At 68.1% G+C, this 14,311-nt stretch carries 15 protein-coding genes; 2 read left to right on the top strand and 13 right to left on the bottom strand.

What is annotated here, in order from left to right:
• Positions 1 to 25: 25 nt before the first annotated feature.
• From recX to rlmE, 11 genes are all read right to left on the bottom strand, one after another.
• The gene (gene recX / locus HEP75_RS10660; RefSeq protein WP_185826401.1) at positions 26 to 520 is read right to left on the bottom strand and encodes a recombination regulator RecX; all 495 of its coding nucleotides are present in this window, start codon (positions 518 to 520) and stop codon (positions 26 to 28) included.
• 120 nt (positions 521 to 640) lie between these two features.
• Positions 641 to 1,690, bottom strand: a complete 1,050-nt coding sequence (recA, locus tag HEP75_RS10655; RefSeq protein WP_003471577.1) for a recombinase RecA — start codon at positions 1,688 to 1,690, stop codon at positions 641 to 643.
• Positions 1,691 to 1,875: 185 nt separating this feature from the next.
• Positions 1,876 to 2,511, bottom strand: coding sequence for a transcriptional repressor LexA (gene lexA / locus HEP75_RS10650; protein WP_184414639.1), 636 nt, complete (start codon positions 2,509 to 2,511; stop codon positions 1,876 to 1,878).
• Between the two features lie 151 nt (positions 2,512 to 2,662).
• Positions 2,663 to 4,339, bottom strand: coding sequence for an AarF/UbiB family protein (locus tag HEP75_RS10645; protein ID WP_185826566.1), 1,677 nt, complete (start codon positions 4,337 to 4,339; stop codon positions 2,663 to 2,665).
• A 29-nt stretch (positions 4,340 to 4,368) separates the two neighbouring features.
• Positions 4,369 to 4,863, bottom strand: a complete 495-nt coding sequence (locus HEP75_RS10640) for a CinA family protein (RefSeq protein WP_185813064.1) — start codon at positions 4,861 to 4,863, stop codon at positions 4,369 to 4,371.
• Between the two features lie 344 nt (positions 4,864 to 5,207).
• Positions 5,208 to 6,533, bottom strand: coding sequence for a ribosome rescue GTPase HflX (hflX, locus tag HEP75_RS10635; protein ID WP_185826400.1), 1,326 nt, complete (start codon positions 6,531 to 6,533; stop codon positions 5,208 to 5,210).
• Positions 6,534 to 6,559: 26 nt separating this feature from the next.
• Positions 6,560 to 6,835, bottom strand: a complete 276-nt coding sequence (gene hfq / locus HEP75_RS10630; RefSeq protein ID WP_009604477.1) for an RNA chaperone Hfq — start codon at positions 6,833 to 6,835, stop codon at positions 6,560 to 6,562.
• Positions 6,836 to 6,954: 119 nt separating this feature from the next.
• Complete coding sequence (miaA, locus tag HEP75_RS10625) at positions 6,955 to 7,905, bottom strand: tRNA (adenosine(37)-N6)-dimethylallyltransferase MiaA (RefSeq protein ID WP_185826399.1); 951 nt, start codon at positions 7,903 to 7,905, stop codon at positions 6,955 to 6,957.
• Positions 7,905 to 8,804, bottom strand: a complete 900-nt coding sequence (gene folP, locus HEP75_RS10620) for a dihydropteroate synthase (protein ID WP_185826398.1) — start codon at positions 8,802 to 8,804, stop codon at positions 7,905 to 7,907. The genes miaA and folP overlap by 1 nt, the downstream gene beginning before the upstream one ends.
• A gap of 344 nt (positions 8,805 to 9,148) precedes the next feature.
• Entirely contained in the window at positions 9,149 to 11,092 is a 1,944-nt protein-coding gene (ftsH, locus tag HEP75_RS10615; protein WP_185820282.1) for an ATP-dependent zinc metalloprotease FtsH, read from the bottom strand.
• A 59-nt stretch (positions 11,093 to 11,151) separates the two neighbouring features.
• Positions 11,152 to 11,784 carry a 23S rRNA (uridine(2552)-2'-O)-methyltransferase RlmE gene (gene rlmE / locus HEP75_RS10610; RefSeq protein WP_185823408.1) on the bottom strand — a complete coding sequence of 211 codons (633 nt, stop codon included), beginning with the start codon at positions 11,782 to 11,784 and terminating at the stop codon, positions 11,152 to 11,154.
• Between the two features lie 66 nt (positions 11,785 to 11,850).
• On the opposite strand from rlmE, the gene yhbY reads away from it, so the two are divergent.
• On the top strand, positions 11,851 to 12,156 hold the full coding sequence (gene yhbY, locus HEP75_RS10605; RefSeq protein ID WP_003471333.1) for a ribosome assembly RNA-binding protein YhbY: 306 nt from the start codon (positions 11,851 to 11,853) through the stop codon (positions 12,154 to 12,156).
• 19 nt (positions 12,157 to 12,175) lie between these two features.
• Positions 12,176 to 12,550: an Mth938-like domain-containing protein gene (locus tag HEP75_RS10600; protein WP_185826397.1), complete on the top strand. Its 375-nt coding sequence runs from the start codon at positions 12,176 to 12,178 to the stop codon at positions 12,548 to 12,550.
• Positions 12,551 to 12,883: 333 nt separating this feature from the next.
• On the opposite strand, the gene HEP75_RS10595 is transcribed toward HEP75_RS10600, so the two are convergent.
• Positions 12,884 to 13,699, bottom strand: a complete 816-nt coding sequence (locus tag HEP75_RS10595; protein WP_185826396.1) for a peptidoglycan DD-metalloendopeptidase family protein — start codon at positions 13,697 to 13,699, stop codon at positions 12,884 to 12,886.
• Positions 13,678 to 14,292, bottom strand: a complete 615-nt coding sequence (locus HEP75_RS10590) for a YqaA family protein (protein WP_185813073.1) — start codon at positions 14,290 to 14,292, stop codon at positions 13,678 to 13,680. The genes HEP75_RS10595 and HEP75_RS10590 overlap by 22 nt, the downstream gene beginning before the upstream one ends.
• Positions 14,293 to 14,311 lie beyond the last annotated feature (19 nt).

The raw sequence follows: 14,311 nt of genomic DNA, 5'->3' as shown, positions 1-14,311 counted from the left end.
GCCAAGGTTAGCAGGCCCGGCCCGCTCAGTCCTCCGGCTCGTAGCGCGTGGCCGCGCGGATGCTGTCGCCATCGAAACCGCGCCGCGCCAGCAGATCGGCGGCCTTGCGCCGCTGCGGCAGGTCCACCGGTCCGGCCGCGCCGAAGCGGCGCTGCACCAGATCGCGAGCGTTTTCGCTCCAGTCGCCGTCGAAGGCGGCCATCGCTGTGGCGATGGCCTCGCTGTCCAGGCCATGGGTTCCCAGTTCGGCGCGTATGTGCAAAGGCCCGTAGCCGGTATTGGCACGGCTGCGCACCAGCAGTTCGGCGAAGCGGCCATCGTCCTGCCAGCCCTCGCCCGCCAGGCGTTCCACCGCGGCGGCGGCGGCATCCGGCTCCACGCCGCGTGCCCGCAATTTGCGGGTCAGTTCCTTGCGCGAGTGTTCGCGGCGTACCAGCAGGCCCAAGGCCCGCTGCAGCGGCGTCTGTTCCGGCTGCCGGCGGCGCCGGCGCGGTTCCTGTACTTGTTCGTCGTCAGCCATGCAGGCTCACCCCGCCACGATCGTCAATGTGCCGTCCTTGGCACCTGCCCTCCTGGCTTGCTCAAGACTGCCGAGGGAGACGAGCGGCACTGACTCCACCGCTCCCCCGGCAGAAGACCATCACGCCTCGGCGTCTGCGTCGGCGTCCTCGGCTTCGGCCGCGCTCGGCGCGACTTCCGTCGGCTGGAACTTCTCGCGCAGCTCGCTTTCCAGCTTAGCTGCCACCTGCGGGTTGTCGCGCAGGTATTGGCGCGAATTGTCCTTGCCCTGGCCGATGCGCTCGCTGCCGTAGCTGTACCAGGCACCGGCCTTCTCGACCAGCTTGGCTTCCACGCCCATGTCGATCAGTTCGCCTTCGCGGCTGATGCCCTCGCCGTACAGGATCTCGGTAATGACCTGCTTGAACGGCGGCGCCAGCTTGTTCTTGACCACCTTGATCTTGGTCTGGTTGCCGATGATCTCGTCGCCTTTCTTGATCGCGCCGATGCGGCGGATGTCCAGGCGCACCGAGGCGTAGAACTTCAACGCATTGCCGCCGGTGGTCACTTCCGGGCTCTGCCCGGGCATCATCACGCCGATCTTCATGCGCAGCTGGTTGATGAACACCACCAGCGTGTTGGAACGTTTGATGTTGCCGGTCAGCTTGCGCAGCGCCTGGCTCATCAGGCGGGCCTGCAGGCCCGGCAGCTGGTCGCCCATCTCGCCTTCGATTTCGGCCTTCGGGGTCAGCGCGGCGACCGAGTCGACCACCACGATGTCGACCGAGCCCGAACGCACCAGCATGTCGGCGATTTCCAGGGCCTGTTCGCCGGTATCCGGCTGCGACAGCAGCAGTTCGTCGACGTTGACGCCGAGCTTGCCGGCATAGATCGGGTCCAGCGCATGCTCGGCATCGATGAAGGCCGCGGTGCCGCCTTTCTTCTGGCACTCGGCGATGGCCTGCAGGGTCAGCGTGGTCTTGCCCGAGGATTCCGGACCATAGATCTCGACGACGCGGCCCTTCGGCAAACCGCCGATGCCCAGTGCGATATCCAGCATCAGCGAGCCGGTCGGAATCACCTCGACGGCCTCGATGATGCGATCGCCCATCCGCATCACCGAACCCTTGCCGAACTGTTTCTCGATCTGGCTCAGGGCAGCAGCGAGCGCGCGCTTCTTGTTCTCGTCCATTTTGGTGTCCTTCGGAGGTGAGGATGATTTGCGGGGTAGGTTCAATTTAGCGGCCTGGTATCGCACGGGCTGAGACAGTGCGGGGCAAAGAAAAAATAATTCGTCCGGGCAGGTCTACAGCAGCGGCGAACAGCGATGTTGCGGGTCGGGAAAATCCGGCCTGCGGTGTAGTGCAATATCCAAAATCAACGGTTGGGGCGCAGCAGGCCGCAGTACAGGCCTTCGATGGCGAAATCCTGGTCCGGCAGCACTTCGATCGGCGCGTAGTCCGGGTTGCGCGGCAGCAGGCGGATGCGGTCCTTGCCGATCTTCAGCAGCTTGACCGTGATCTCCTCGTCGATCCGCGCCACCACGATCTGCCCGGAACGGGCGTCGCGGGTGCGGTGCACGCCGATCAGGTCGCCGTCGAAGATGCCTTCGTCGCGCATCGAGTCGCCCTGCACTTTCAACAGGTAGTCCGGCGCCGGCGAGAAGAACACCCGGTCCAGCACCACGAAATCGTCCGAACCGATGTCCGCGCCGATCGGCAGGCCGGCGGCGACCCGCCCCAGCACCGGCAGGCGCAGGATGTCGGCGCTGTCCACCTGCGGCGCCGGGGCCGGCGCGGCCGCGCCGGTCACCAGGCGGATGCCGCGCGCCTGGCCCGGCACGCGGCGGATCGCGCCGGCCTGCTCCAGGGCTTCCAGGTGGTATTGCGCGGCGCGCACGCCCTTGAAGCCGAAGGCGCGGGCGATCTCGGTCTGCGACGGCGGTGCGCCGTCGTGCTCGATACGCTGGGCGATCAGGTCGAGAATCGCTTGCTGGGTTTCGGTCAGTTCCATGGTTAGTAGTAATACTACTAAAAACGGAAATGGGCAACCACTGCGTGATTGCACCAAGGATGGCTGCCGTTCCGCGGATCGCCACGCCCACGCTGGGCTGGCTGCCACGCGTTCGCACACCGGACTTGGCTCGCAGCGACAAGCGCTCCGCTCAGCGGCCGCTGCGCCAGATCGAGATCAGGATCCACACGCCCGACAGCGCCGCGCCGATGAAGCCGCCCACGCCGATCGCCAGCAGCCAACGGCTGGAGACGCCGCCGACGCTATTCATCACGATCGAGGAGCCGATGATCAGCGCGGCGGTGACGATGCCCATGGTCAGCCGATTCGCGGCGCGGTTGACCTGGTCGCCGAAGCCCTTCAGCGACGTCGTCTCGACGTTGAGCTGCAGCCGTCCGCGCCGCGCCGCCTGCAGCAGCCGGCGGGTGTCGCGCGGCAGATCGCCGAGCAGTTCCAGCGCGCCGAGCACGGTACGCCGGCCGCGCTTGGCCATCGCGCGCGGGGCGAAGCGCTGCAGCATCACCCGCTCCAGGTACGGTGCCGCGGCACTGGCCATGTCGAAGTCCGGATCGAGCTGGCGCCCTACCCCTTCCAGGGTCAGGAAGGTCTTGATCATCAGCGCCAGGTCGGCCGGCAGCGCCAGCGCGTGCTGGCGCAGGATCGCGGTGACGTCGCCGAGCATCGCCCCGACCCGCAACTCCTTCAACGGCACGCCGCGGTACTGGTCGACGAAGCCGGCGATCTCCAGTTGCAGCCGCGCCTCGTCGATCTCGGCGTCGCCGTCGGTCCATTCCAGCAGCACGTCGGTGACCGCCTCGGCCTCCTGCGTGACCAGGCCATGCAGCAGTTGCACGACCTGGTAGCGGCGCTGCTCGGAAATGCGCCCGACCATGCCGAAATCGATCACCGCGATGCGCTCGCCAGTCAGGTAGAAGATGTTGCCCGGGTGCGGATCGGCGTGGAAGCAGCCGTCCTCGAGCACCATCTTCAGCACGATGTCGGCGCCGACGCGGGCCAGCTGGCGGCGGTCCAGGCCGGCGGCATCCACACCCGCCAGGTCGCGCCCGCCGATGCCGGCGACGAAGTCCTGCACATTGAGGGTTTCGCAGGTCCACTGCCAGTGCACGCGTGGGATCAGGATCTCGTCGTGGCCCTGAAAATTGGCGGCGATGCGCTCGGCGTTGCGGCATTCGCCGGCGAAATCCAGCTCGCGCCGCAGCGACACGGTGAATTGATGCACCACCTCCGCCGGGTGGTAGCGCTTGAGGTCGGCCGCGCGCGCCTCGACGATCTCGGCGAGCCGCGCCAGCAGCCGCAGATCGGCCTCGATCACGTCGCGGATGCCGGGGCGGCGCACCTTCATCACCACCGCGGTGCCGTCGTGCAGCCAGGCGCGGTGGGTCTGCGCCAGCGACGCGGCGGCCAGCGGAGTCTCCTCGACCTGGGCGAAGATCGCCGACGGCGCCTCGCCCAATGCCTCGAGCAGTTGCGGCAGGATCTGTTCGTAGGGCAACGCCGGCGCCGCGTTCTGCAGTTCGCCGAGTTCGTCGATCCACTCCGGTGGCAGCAGGTCCACGCGCGTGGCCAGCACCTGGCCGAGTTTGACGAAGGTCGGGCCGAGATCCTGCAACGCGCGCCGCACCCGCTGCGGCGCCGACATGCGCAGCATCTCTTCGGCGTTATGCCAGTGCAGCAGGCGCCCGGCGCGTTCCAGCACGTCGGCCATGCCGATGCGGCGGACCACGTCGCCGAAGCCGTAGCGGATCAGCACCGAAGCGATTTCCTGCAAGCGCCCCAGGTCGCGGACCGTGCTCAGCGCCTCCCACATCGCGGTCGCCATCTAGAGTGAGCCGGCGCTCACAGCAGCGCGCCGAGACCGCGCAACGCGGCGGCCACGGTCTGTCGGCGCACCGCGTCGCGGTCGCCGTCGAAATTGAACAATTGCGCGCTGGCGTAGCCGCCGCGCCGTTTCCAGCCGACCCACACGGTGCCGACCGGCTTGTCGGCCGAACCGCCGCCGGGGCCGGCGATGCCGGTCACCGCTACCGCGATGCTGGCGCCGGAATTGACCAGCGCGCCGGACACCATCTCGATCACCGTCTCGCGGCTGACCGCGCCGTGGTGCTCCAGGGTTTGCGGACGCACGCCGAGCAACGCCTGCTTGGCCTCGTAGCTGTAGGCGACCATGCCGCAGTCGAACCAGTCCGAGGAGCCGGAGATGTCGGTCATCGCCTTGGCGATCCAGCCGCCGCTGCAGCTCTCGGCGGTGACCAGGCGTTCGCGCCCGCTGCGCAACTGGTCGCTGAGCGCAGTGGCGAGTTGCAGGAGTTGCGGATCGGTGGGGACGGTCATGGCGCTGCTCGGGAAACCAATGCGCTTTGTAGCCCAATTCGCCACGGCTGTCGCGCCTGCGCGGCGCGACGTCGGGCATGGCTTCAGCGATGGTGGTGCAGGCGGGATGGCTGTCGCCGGTGCGGCAGATACGGCCTCGCTGGCATGGTGCGCCAGCATTGGCTTGGCGCCGCACCGAAGAAGAAGAATAGCGGCTTGCTGTGAGACGACGACATCTGTAGGAGCGGCTTCAGCCGCGACAGGCGTTACCTGTGCGGTCTGTCGCGGCTGAAGCCGCTCCTACAGAAACTGCGCAAGCTGTAAACGCCTTAGTCGAAGATGCACCCAGGCGACGACAGCGGCGGCTAACGCCGCTGCCACTCCTCCTCCTCGCGCGACGGCAGCAGCGCGCGGATCGGCGCACCGTCGGCGCTGGCGGCCAGGCGTTCGGCCTCGGTGATCGGGATGTCCACCTGCAGCAGCCAGCCGTCTTCGTCGGCCTGCTCGCTGCGGATCACCTGCAACTGGTGCAGCTGCGAGCGCAGGCGCCCGGCGCTGGATGGCAGGCGCAGGCTGCCCTGCACGTGCTGCAGCCCCAGCCGCTGGCCGAGCACGCCCTGCAGCAGTTCCAGGCCACGTTCGTCGCGCGCCGAGATCCACACCCGCTCGCGGCGCGCCTCGTCCGGCACGCCGTCCTGCGCATCGTGGCGCACGTCGGCGCCTTCGATGCGGTCGATCTTGTTGAACACCAGCAGCTGCGGTAGATCGCCGGCGCCGACCGCATGCAGCACCTCGTCGACCTGGGCGATGCGCTCTTCGCGCAACGGATCGGCGGCATCGACCACGTGCAGCAGGAAATCGGCCTCGCGCGCTTCGGACAGGGTCGAGCGGAACGCGGCGACCAGTTCGTGCGGCAGGTTGCGCACGAAGCCGACGGTGTCGGCCAGCATCGCATTGCCGCCCGGTAGCGCGATGCGGCGTACGGTCGGGTCCAGGGTCGCGAACAGCTGATCGGCGGCGTAAGCCTCTGCGCCGGTCAACGCGTTGAACAGGGTCGACTTGCCGGCATTGGTGTAGCCGACCACCGCGATCCGCGGCAGTTCGCTGCGCACCCGCGCACGGCGCATCTGGGTGTGCTGCACCTCGACCTTTTCCAGCCGCTTCTGCAACTGCTCGACCCGCTTCTGCAGCAGCCGGCGGTCGGTTTCCAGCTGGGTTTCGCCAGGACCGCGCAGGCCGATCGAACCGCCGCGCTGGCGCTCCAGATGGGTCCAGCCGCGTATCAGCCGCGTGGCCATGTGCCGCAGCTGCGCCAGCTCGACCTGCAGCTTGCCTTCGTGGCTGCGCGCGCGCTGCGCGAAGATGTCCAGGATCAGCCCGGTGCGGTCGATCACGCGCCGCTCCAGGTACTTTTCCAGGTTGCGCTCCTGGCCCGGGCTCAGGGCATGGTTGACCAGGATCAGATCGGCGCCGCTGGCCTCGGCCGCAGCCTTGACCTCTTCCAGCTTGCCGCTGCCGATCAGCGTCGACGGACTGGGCTTGTCGATGCGCGCGGTCAGCGTGGCGGCGATGCTGGCGCCGGCGGAGCGCGCCAGGTCGGCGAACTCCTCCAGCACGTCGTCCTCCAACGGTCCACCGGCATAGGGCTGGATCAGCAGCGCGTGTTCGCCGCGGCGGGAACGATCAAACACCCGCGGCTCCGGTCTTCAACAGCGTCTTACTCGGCTTCGTCATCTTCCGCACTACCACCCTCGTTCTGCTGCACATAGCCACCGCCCGGTCCGACGCGCACGTTGCGTGCCGGCACCACGGTGGAAATGGCGTGTTTGTAGACCATCTGGCTCACGGTGTTGCGCAACAGCACCACGAACTGGTCGAAGGACTCGATGGTACCTTGCAGCTTGATGCCGTTGACCAGGTACACCGAAACCGGCACCCGTTCGCGACGCAGCGCGTTCAGGAAAGGATCCTGTAAGGATTGCCCCTTGGACATGCTTCACTCCCGTTTATTGTTTTTATGTGCCCGGGTCGGCACTGCAGCTCCCCTGCCGTGGCCCGGACCGTCGATGTTACACAACCGCGGGCTTCAGCACAGCGCGGCGTGTAGCCAAATCAGCCAAGAAAGTCCGCCACTGCGACATCCAGGCGCGCGCCGTCGCATTCGGGGTCGAACCAGCGCGCGTCCAGCTCCCCGCGCAGCCAGGTCAGCTGGCGCTTGGCCAGTTGGCGGGTAGCGAAGATCGCGCGATCGCGGAACGTCTCCGCATCGCTGGCCCCATCCAGGTGTTCCCAGGCCTGGCGGTAGCCGACCGCGCGCACCGCCGGCAGCTCCAGCGGCTGCGCCACCTGGCGCAGCGCCGGCAAGGCGCGCAGCGCGCGCACCTCGTCGAGGAAGCCCTGCGCCAGCATCGCGTCGAAGCGCAGTTCGATGCGCCGGTGCAGCATCGCGCGCTCGGCCGGCGCCAGCACCAGTTTCAGCACCCGCAACGGCAGCCGCGGCGGCCCCGGCTGCGCCTGCCATTCGCTGATCGGGCGGCCGCTGAGCTGGAACACTTCCAGCGCGCGCTGGATGCGCTGCGCGTCGCCGGGCCGGATCCGCCGCGCGGCCAACGGATCGACCTGCTGCAGCTGCGCGTGCAGCGCCGCCCAGCCGTCGGCCTGCGCGCGTGCGCCCAGCGCCGCGCGCAGTTGCGGATCGGCAGGCGGCATCGGCGCCAGGCCTTCCAGCAATGCCTGGAAATACAGGCCGGTGCCGCCGGCCAGGATCGGCAGGCCACCGCGGGCGACGATCGCATCCAGCGCGGCGCGCGCGTCCAGCGCGAATTCGGCGGCCGAATACGGTTGCCACGGATCGCGCAGGTCCAGCAGATGGTGCGGCACGCGCGCCAGCTGCTGCGCGTCGGGCTTGGCCGCGCCGATGCTCAGGCCGCGATACACCAGCGCCGAATCGACGCTGACGATCTCGCCGCCGTAGCGCTCGGCCAGGGCGATCGCCGCGGCGGTCTTGCCAGACGCGGTCGGCCCCATCAGTGCGATGGCGCGCGGGCGCCGGTCGGCCGGCATCAGTCCTCGTCCGGCCAGCGGATCGTGGCGGGCGCGGCGCCGCTGCGCGGCAACGGCACCGCCGCCAGCGCCTGCCAGACCTTCAGCGCGTCCACCGTGGCGGCGACGTCGTGCACGCGCAGCAGCAGCGCGCCGCGCTGCGCCGCCAGCAGGTGCGCCGCCACCGAGCCGGCCACGCGCTGCTCCGGCGCGGTGCGGCCGGTCAGTTCGCCGATGCTGCGCTTGCGCGACAGCCCGGCCAGCACTGGCACGCCGAGTTCGACCAGGCGCGCCAGCTGCGCAAGCAATTGCAGGTTGTCGGCGGTGCCCTTGCCGAACCCGAAGCCCGGATCGACCAGCAGGCGGCGCTTGTCGATGCCGGCCATTTCCGCGGCGAAGATGCGCTCGGCCAAGAAGCGGTGCACCTCGCCGACCACGTCGTCGTAGTGCGGCGCGCTGCCGGCGGCATAGGCATCGTCGGGCATGTGCATCAGCACCACCGGCACCCGCAGTTCCGCCGCCGCGTCCAGTGCGCCGGGCCGGCGCAAGGCCTGGATGTCGTTGATCATGCCGGCGCCGGCGGCGACCGCCGCGCGCATCACCTCCGGCTTGAAGGTGTCCACGCTCAGCGGCACCGCGGTCTGCGCCGCCAGTCGCTCGATCACCGGGATGACCCGGCGCAATTCTTCTTCCACTGGGACCGGGGTGGCGCCGGGGCGGGTCGACTCGCCACCGATGTCGAGCAGGTCGGCCCCCTCCTCCACCAGGCGCAGGCCGTGCGCGACGGCCGCTTCCAGCGTCGCATGCGCGCCGCCGTCGGAAAACGAGTCGGGGGTGACGTTGACGATGCCCATCACCCGTGGACGATCCAGCAGCAGGCGTCGTCCGCCGCAGTCCAGGCTCGGCGAGGTGTCGAACATCAGCGGTGCTCCTGGGCGTTGCCGCGGCGCATGTGGATGCTGCCTGTGTCTTCGGTTACAGCCTGGGCGGCAGTCGTGGCGACGACGGCGTTGGCACCCGGCGGCAGCGATGGACGAGCGAGCGATGGCATGGGCGACGGACAGTGGATGACGGAACGCCATTGTCGCCCAGTCGTAGTGCCTACGACGACGCGGCGGTGGGATGCATGCAAACGATCGGCCGCAGCGACGCGATCGCCGCTCCGGCTACCTGCCCTGCACCGCCGGGGATATACAAAAGGCACCGGCAACAAAAAAGCCAGGGATCGCTCCCTGGCTTTTTTCTGATCGACCCGAGCGGGCGCTTACAGCTGCTCGGCAGGCCCCGTGATCGGCGGCAGCGGGCGCGAACTGCCCTTGTCGTTGCCGCCGTCCTTGCCATCCTTGCCGGACTTGTTCCAGCCCATCGGCGGCGGCGGATCGCGGCCTTCCATGATCGCGTCGATCTGCGGCACGTCGATGGTTTCGTACTCCAGCAGCAACTTGGCCATCACGTGCAGCTTGTCCAGGTTCTCGGTCAGGATATGCGTGGTCTTGGCATAGGCCTTGTCGAGGATCGAACGCACCACTTCGTCGATGCGGCGCGCGGTATCGTCGGACACGCTCTTATGCTGGGTCACCGAACGGCCCAGGAACACCTCGTCGTCTTCCTCGCCGTAGGCGATCGGCCCCAGCTCGTCGGACAGGCCCCACTTGGTAACCATGTTGCGCGCCATCTTGGTCGCGCGCTCGATGTCGTTGGAGGCGCCGGTGGTGACCTTGTCGGTGCCGAAGATCAGCTCTTCGGCGACACGACCACCGTACAGCGAACACAGCTGCGACTGGATCGCGACCCGGTTGATCGAGTACTTGTCGCCTTCCGGCAGGTACATGGTCACGCCCAGCGCACGCCCGCGCGGGATGATCGTGACCTTGTAGACCGGATCGTGCTCCGGCACCAGGCGGCCGACGATGGCATGGCCGGCTTCGTGGTAGGCGGTGAGCGTCTTCTCTTCCTCGCTCATCGCCATCGAACGGCGCTCGGATCCCATCAGGATCTTATCGCGGGCACGATCGAAGTGGTCCATGCGGACCTCCTTGACCGTTTCGCGCGCGGCGAACAGCGCCGCCTCGTTGCACAGGTTGGCCAGATCGGCGCCGGAGAAGCCCGGGGTACCGCGCGCGATCACCATCGGCTCGACGTCGTCGGCCAGCGGCAGCTTACGCATGTGCACCTTCAGGATCTGCTCGCGGCCGCGCACGTCCGGCAAGCCGACCACCACCTGGCGGTCGAAACGGCCCGGACGCAGCAGCGCCGGGTCGAGCACGTCGGGACGGTTGGTCGCGGCGATCACGATCACGCCTTCGCCGCCCTCGAACCCGTCCATTTCCACCAGCAACTGGTTCAGGGTCTGCTCGCGCTCGTCGTGGCCGCCGCCCAGGCCGGCGCCGCGATGACGGCCGACCGCATCGATTTCGTCGATGAAGATGATGCACGGCGCATGCTTCTTGGCCTGCTCGAACATGTCGCGCACGCGGCTGGCGCCGACGCCGACGAACATTTCGACGAAGTCGGAACCGGAAATGCTGAAGAACGGCACCTTGGCCTCGCCGGCGATGGCCTTGGCCAGCAGCGTCTTGCCGGTGCCGGGCGGGCCGACCATCAGCACGCCGCGCGGGATCTTGCCGCCGAGCTTGGTGAACTTGGTCGGATCGCGCAGGAAGTCGACCAGTTCGCCGACTTCTTCCTTGGCCTCGTCGCAGCCGGCGACGTCGGCGAAGGTGATCTTGATCTGGTCCTCGCCCTGCAGCTTGGCGCGCGACTTGCCGAACGACATCGCGCCCTTGGCACCGCCGCCGCCGCCCTGCATCTGGCGCATGATGAACAGCCAGAAGCCGATGATCAGGATGACCGGCAGGAAGTTCAGCACCAGCGACCAGAAGCTCGGGCCGTTGGCCGGCTTCTGCCGGGTCATTTCCACGTTCTTGCTGTACAGCACGTCGACCAGCTTGTCGTCGCGCGGCCCGTAGACCGTGCTCTCGCTGCCGTCGCTGCGCTTGAAGCGGATCGCGGTCACCGACAGCCCGGTGTCGTCGGTGAAGTCGACCGACTTCACCCGCCCGCCGTCCACTTCCTTCAGGAACTGGGTATAGGTCACGGTGTCGTTGCCGGGACCGCCGGCCAGCCGTGGCGAGAAGCTCTGGAACACCACCATCAGCACGACGGCGACGACTACCCACAGCAACAGATTCTTGGTCAAGTCGTTCATCCTCATTGGCTCCGGTGTCCCTTCAACTCTTTCTCGATGCGTGATGCGACGGGTTCAGCTTACTTGATCTGGGCACGCTTGCCCTGTCCGAGGACATAGACCTCCGGCGAGCGCTTGCGCGATGCCGCCGGTTTGCGGATGGACACCTTCTCGTAACGGCGGCGCATCTCGCGGATGTAGTCGTCGGACCCGACGCCCTGGAACAGCTTGATCAGGAACGCCCCGCCCGGTTTGAGGTGGGTATCGGCGAACGCCATCGCCAGTTCGGCCAGATGCATCATCCGCGGCTGGTCCACCGCATCCATGCCGCTTTTATTGGGGGCCATATCCGACAGCACAAGGTCTACCGGGTTGTCGCCCAGCATTTCCTCGAACTGCGATAGCACCGTTTCTTCCCTGAAGTCGCCGTGAAGGAACTCCACGCCGGCCAGCGGCGGCATCTCCAGGATGTCCAGCGCCAGCACCCGGCCGCGCTCGCCCAGCGACTTGCGCACCTGCTGCGACCAGCCGCCCGGCGCGGCGCCGAGATCGACCACCAGCATGTCCGGCTTGAGCAACTTGTCGCGCTGCAGCAGCTCTTCCAGCTTGTAGGCGGCACGCGAACGCATGCCTTCGGCCTGGGCCTTCTTCACGAAGGGGTCGGCGAAATGTTCGCGGAGCCAGCGTTGGCTGCTTTTGCTGCGGGTTGCCATGGGATCGCGGTCGTGGTGGGCGGCCATGATACCCTGATCGCCCTTGGCAACCCCGTTCCCGCCTGCATGTCGATCAGCCTGACTCCGTCCCAGAACCGCTTCCTGCGCGGCCTGGCGCACGACCTCAAACCCCTGTTGCAGATCGGCGGCAAGGGCGTCACGCCGGCCTTCCTGGCCGAACTGGACGAGGTGCTGGAGCGCCACGAACTGGTCAAGGTGAAGGTCGGCGGCGACGACCGCGAGGCCCGCGACGCGAGCATCGCCAGCCTGGTCGAGCAATCGCACAGCGTGCTGGTGCAGCGCATCGGCCACACCGCGATCCTGTATCGCCCGGCCAAGGAAGACCGCCAGATCGTGCTGCCGCGCGGCTGATCCGCTTTCCGGTGCCATCATGCAGCTGACCCAGGACCTGCCCGACTACGCCTACACCCTGCGCATGGCCGATGGCCGCCAGGCCAAGGTGAACGACCGCCTGCTCACCCGCAGTTTCATTCTCGCCCCGGATGCCCTGGTCGAGACGTGGGAAGTGCCGGTGGCGGCCGAGCTGCAGCCCCAACACCTGCAGCCCTTGCTGGAAATGAACCCGGCCCTGGTGATCCTGGGCACCGGCGAACGCCAGGTCTTCCCCTCCGCCGCCGCGCTGGCGCTGTTCCTGACCCGCGGCATCGGCATCGAGGTGATGAACAATGCCGCGGCGGCGCGCACCTACAACGTGCTGGCCGCCGAAGGCCGGCGCGTGGCGGTCGGGTTCCTGCTGGAAGGCTGAGCTTGACACCGCACGGCGCGGTGTCTGATCTACGAGTTCGCCGCCACGCTTTTTTGTAGGGGCGGCTTCAGCCGCGACCGACCATCACAGGTAATGCCCTGTCGCGGCTGAAGCCGCTCCTACAAAAGCAAAATGGCAACGGTTACGCGCTGCGCCGCGGATTCGGCCGCGCAATGAACACCGGATTATTTCGGCGGCAAGTACAGCAGCGGGTCGACCGGTTTGCCGTTGTAGTGGGCGAAGGGGGCCGCTTGCGGTCCACCGGACCGCGCGCCGCTGAGCGCCCGGTGCGTTGCGCCGGGCCGGGGATCCGCCCGACTGCCGAAGTGGCGATTACTTGCTCGGCAAGTACAGCAGCGGGTCGACCGGCTTGCCGTTGTAGCGAATCTCGAAGTGCAGCATGTCGCGTGCGGCGCCGCTGTGGCCCATCTCGGCGATCTGATCGCCGGCCTTCACGTTCTGGCCTTCGTTGACCAGGCGCTTGCGGTTGTGGCCGTAGGCCGACAGCCATTGCTCGTTGTGCTTGATGATGATCAGTTCGCCGTAGCCGACCAGGCCGGCGCCCGAGTACACCACCACGCCATCGGCGGCGGCACGCACCGCCTGGCCGCTGCTGCCGGCGATGTCCACGCCCTGCTTGGTGGTTTCGCCGACCACGAAGCGGCTGACCACCGCACCGTCGGCCGGCCAGCGCCAGCTGAAGCCGCTGCTCACCGGCGTCGGCGTGGCGACCGGCGGCCGCACGGCGGTTCCGGCGGAACTCGGCGGCGCTACCGCAGTGCTGCCGGGCCGCGCGCCCCCCGTGCCGCTGCCACTGCCGCCGCCCGGCGGATACAGCTTCAGCGACTGCCCGGGGTAGATCGTGTACGGCGGCGGCAGCCGGTTCCAGGCGGCCAGGTCCTGCGGATTGATGTTGTTGACGCGGGCGATCGCGTACAGCGTGTCGCCACGGCGCACGGTCGCGCTGACCCCGGGCTTGGGCACCGACGGCCGTGGCGCCGAAGCGCTGGGCTTGCCGGGCGCTCCGGACGTACGCACCACGGTGGCGCTGCTGCACGCGCCCAGTCCTGCCGCTACCAGCAACCACACGCTGCAACGCAGGCCGTTGCGCACCACCCGATCGACGCTCATCCGTACTTCGCTCTCCATATGACCCACACCACCAGCAGCGCCAGGATCGCCATCGCGACCCAACCGAGCGGTTCGATCCAGCGCCGCAACGCGGCTTCCGCACGCGGCCCGCCGAGGCGGATCGCGCCGGCCACCAGATACACGCGCTTGCCGCGACCGACCAACATGCTCGCCAGGAACGGTAGCAGCGGGATTCCAACGATGCCTGAGGCCCAGGTAAATATCTTCAGCGGGATCGGGGTGAAACCGGCCAGCACCAGCAGCCAGAACGCACGCCACGGCGACTCGGCGACCACCTCGCGAAGATGGCTCACCTGCGCATCGATCTTCTGCGTCCAGCCCAGCCATTCGATCAACGGCTGCACCGCGGCGAAGGCGAAATGGCCGAGCATGTAGCCAACCAGCGCGCCGGCCAGCGAGCCCATCAGGCTCAACGTGGCGAACCACAGCGCGCGCCGCGGCTGCGCCAGCGACATCGGCGCCAGCATCACCTCCGGCGGCACCGGAAACACGATCGCCTCGGCGAAGCTGAGCCCGGTCAGGAACGCCGGCGCGCGGCGGTGGCGCGACCACCCGATGGCGCGTTCGTACAACGGCCCGAATATCTTCATCCAATACAGCTCCGGTGCT

This window comes from Xanthomonas sp. SI (assembly GCF_014236855.1).
In the GTDB taxonomy this organism is placed as follows: Bacteria; Pseudomonadota; Gammaproteobacteria; order Xanthomonadales; family Xanthomonadaceae; genus Xanthomonas_A.
Note: the sequence above shows the minus strand (reverse complement) of the source record. Positions and strands in the feature narration are given on the sequence as shown.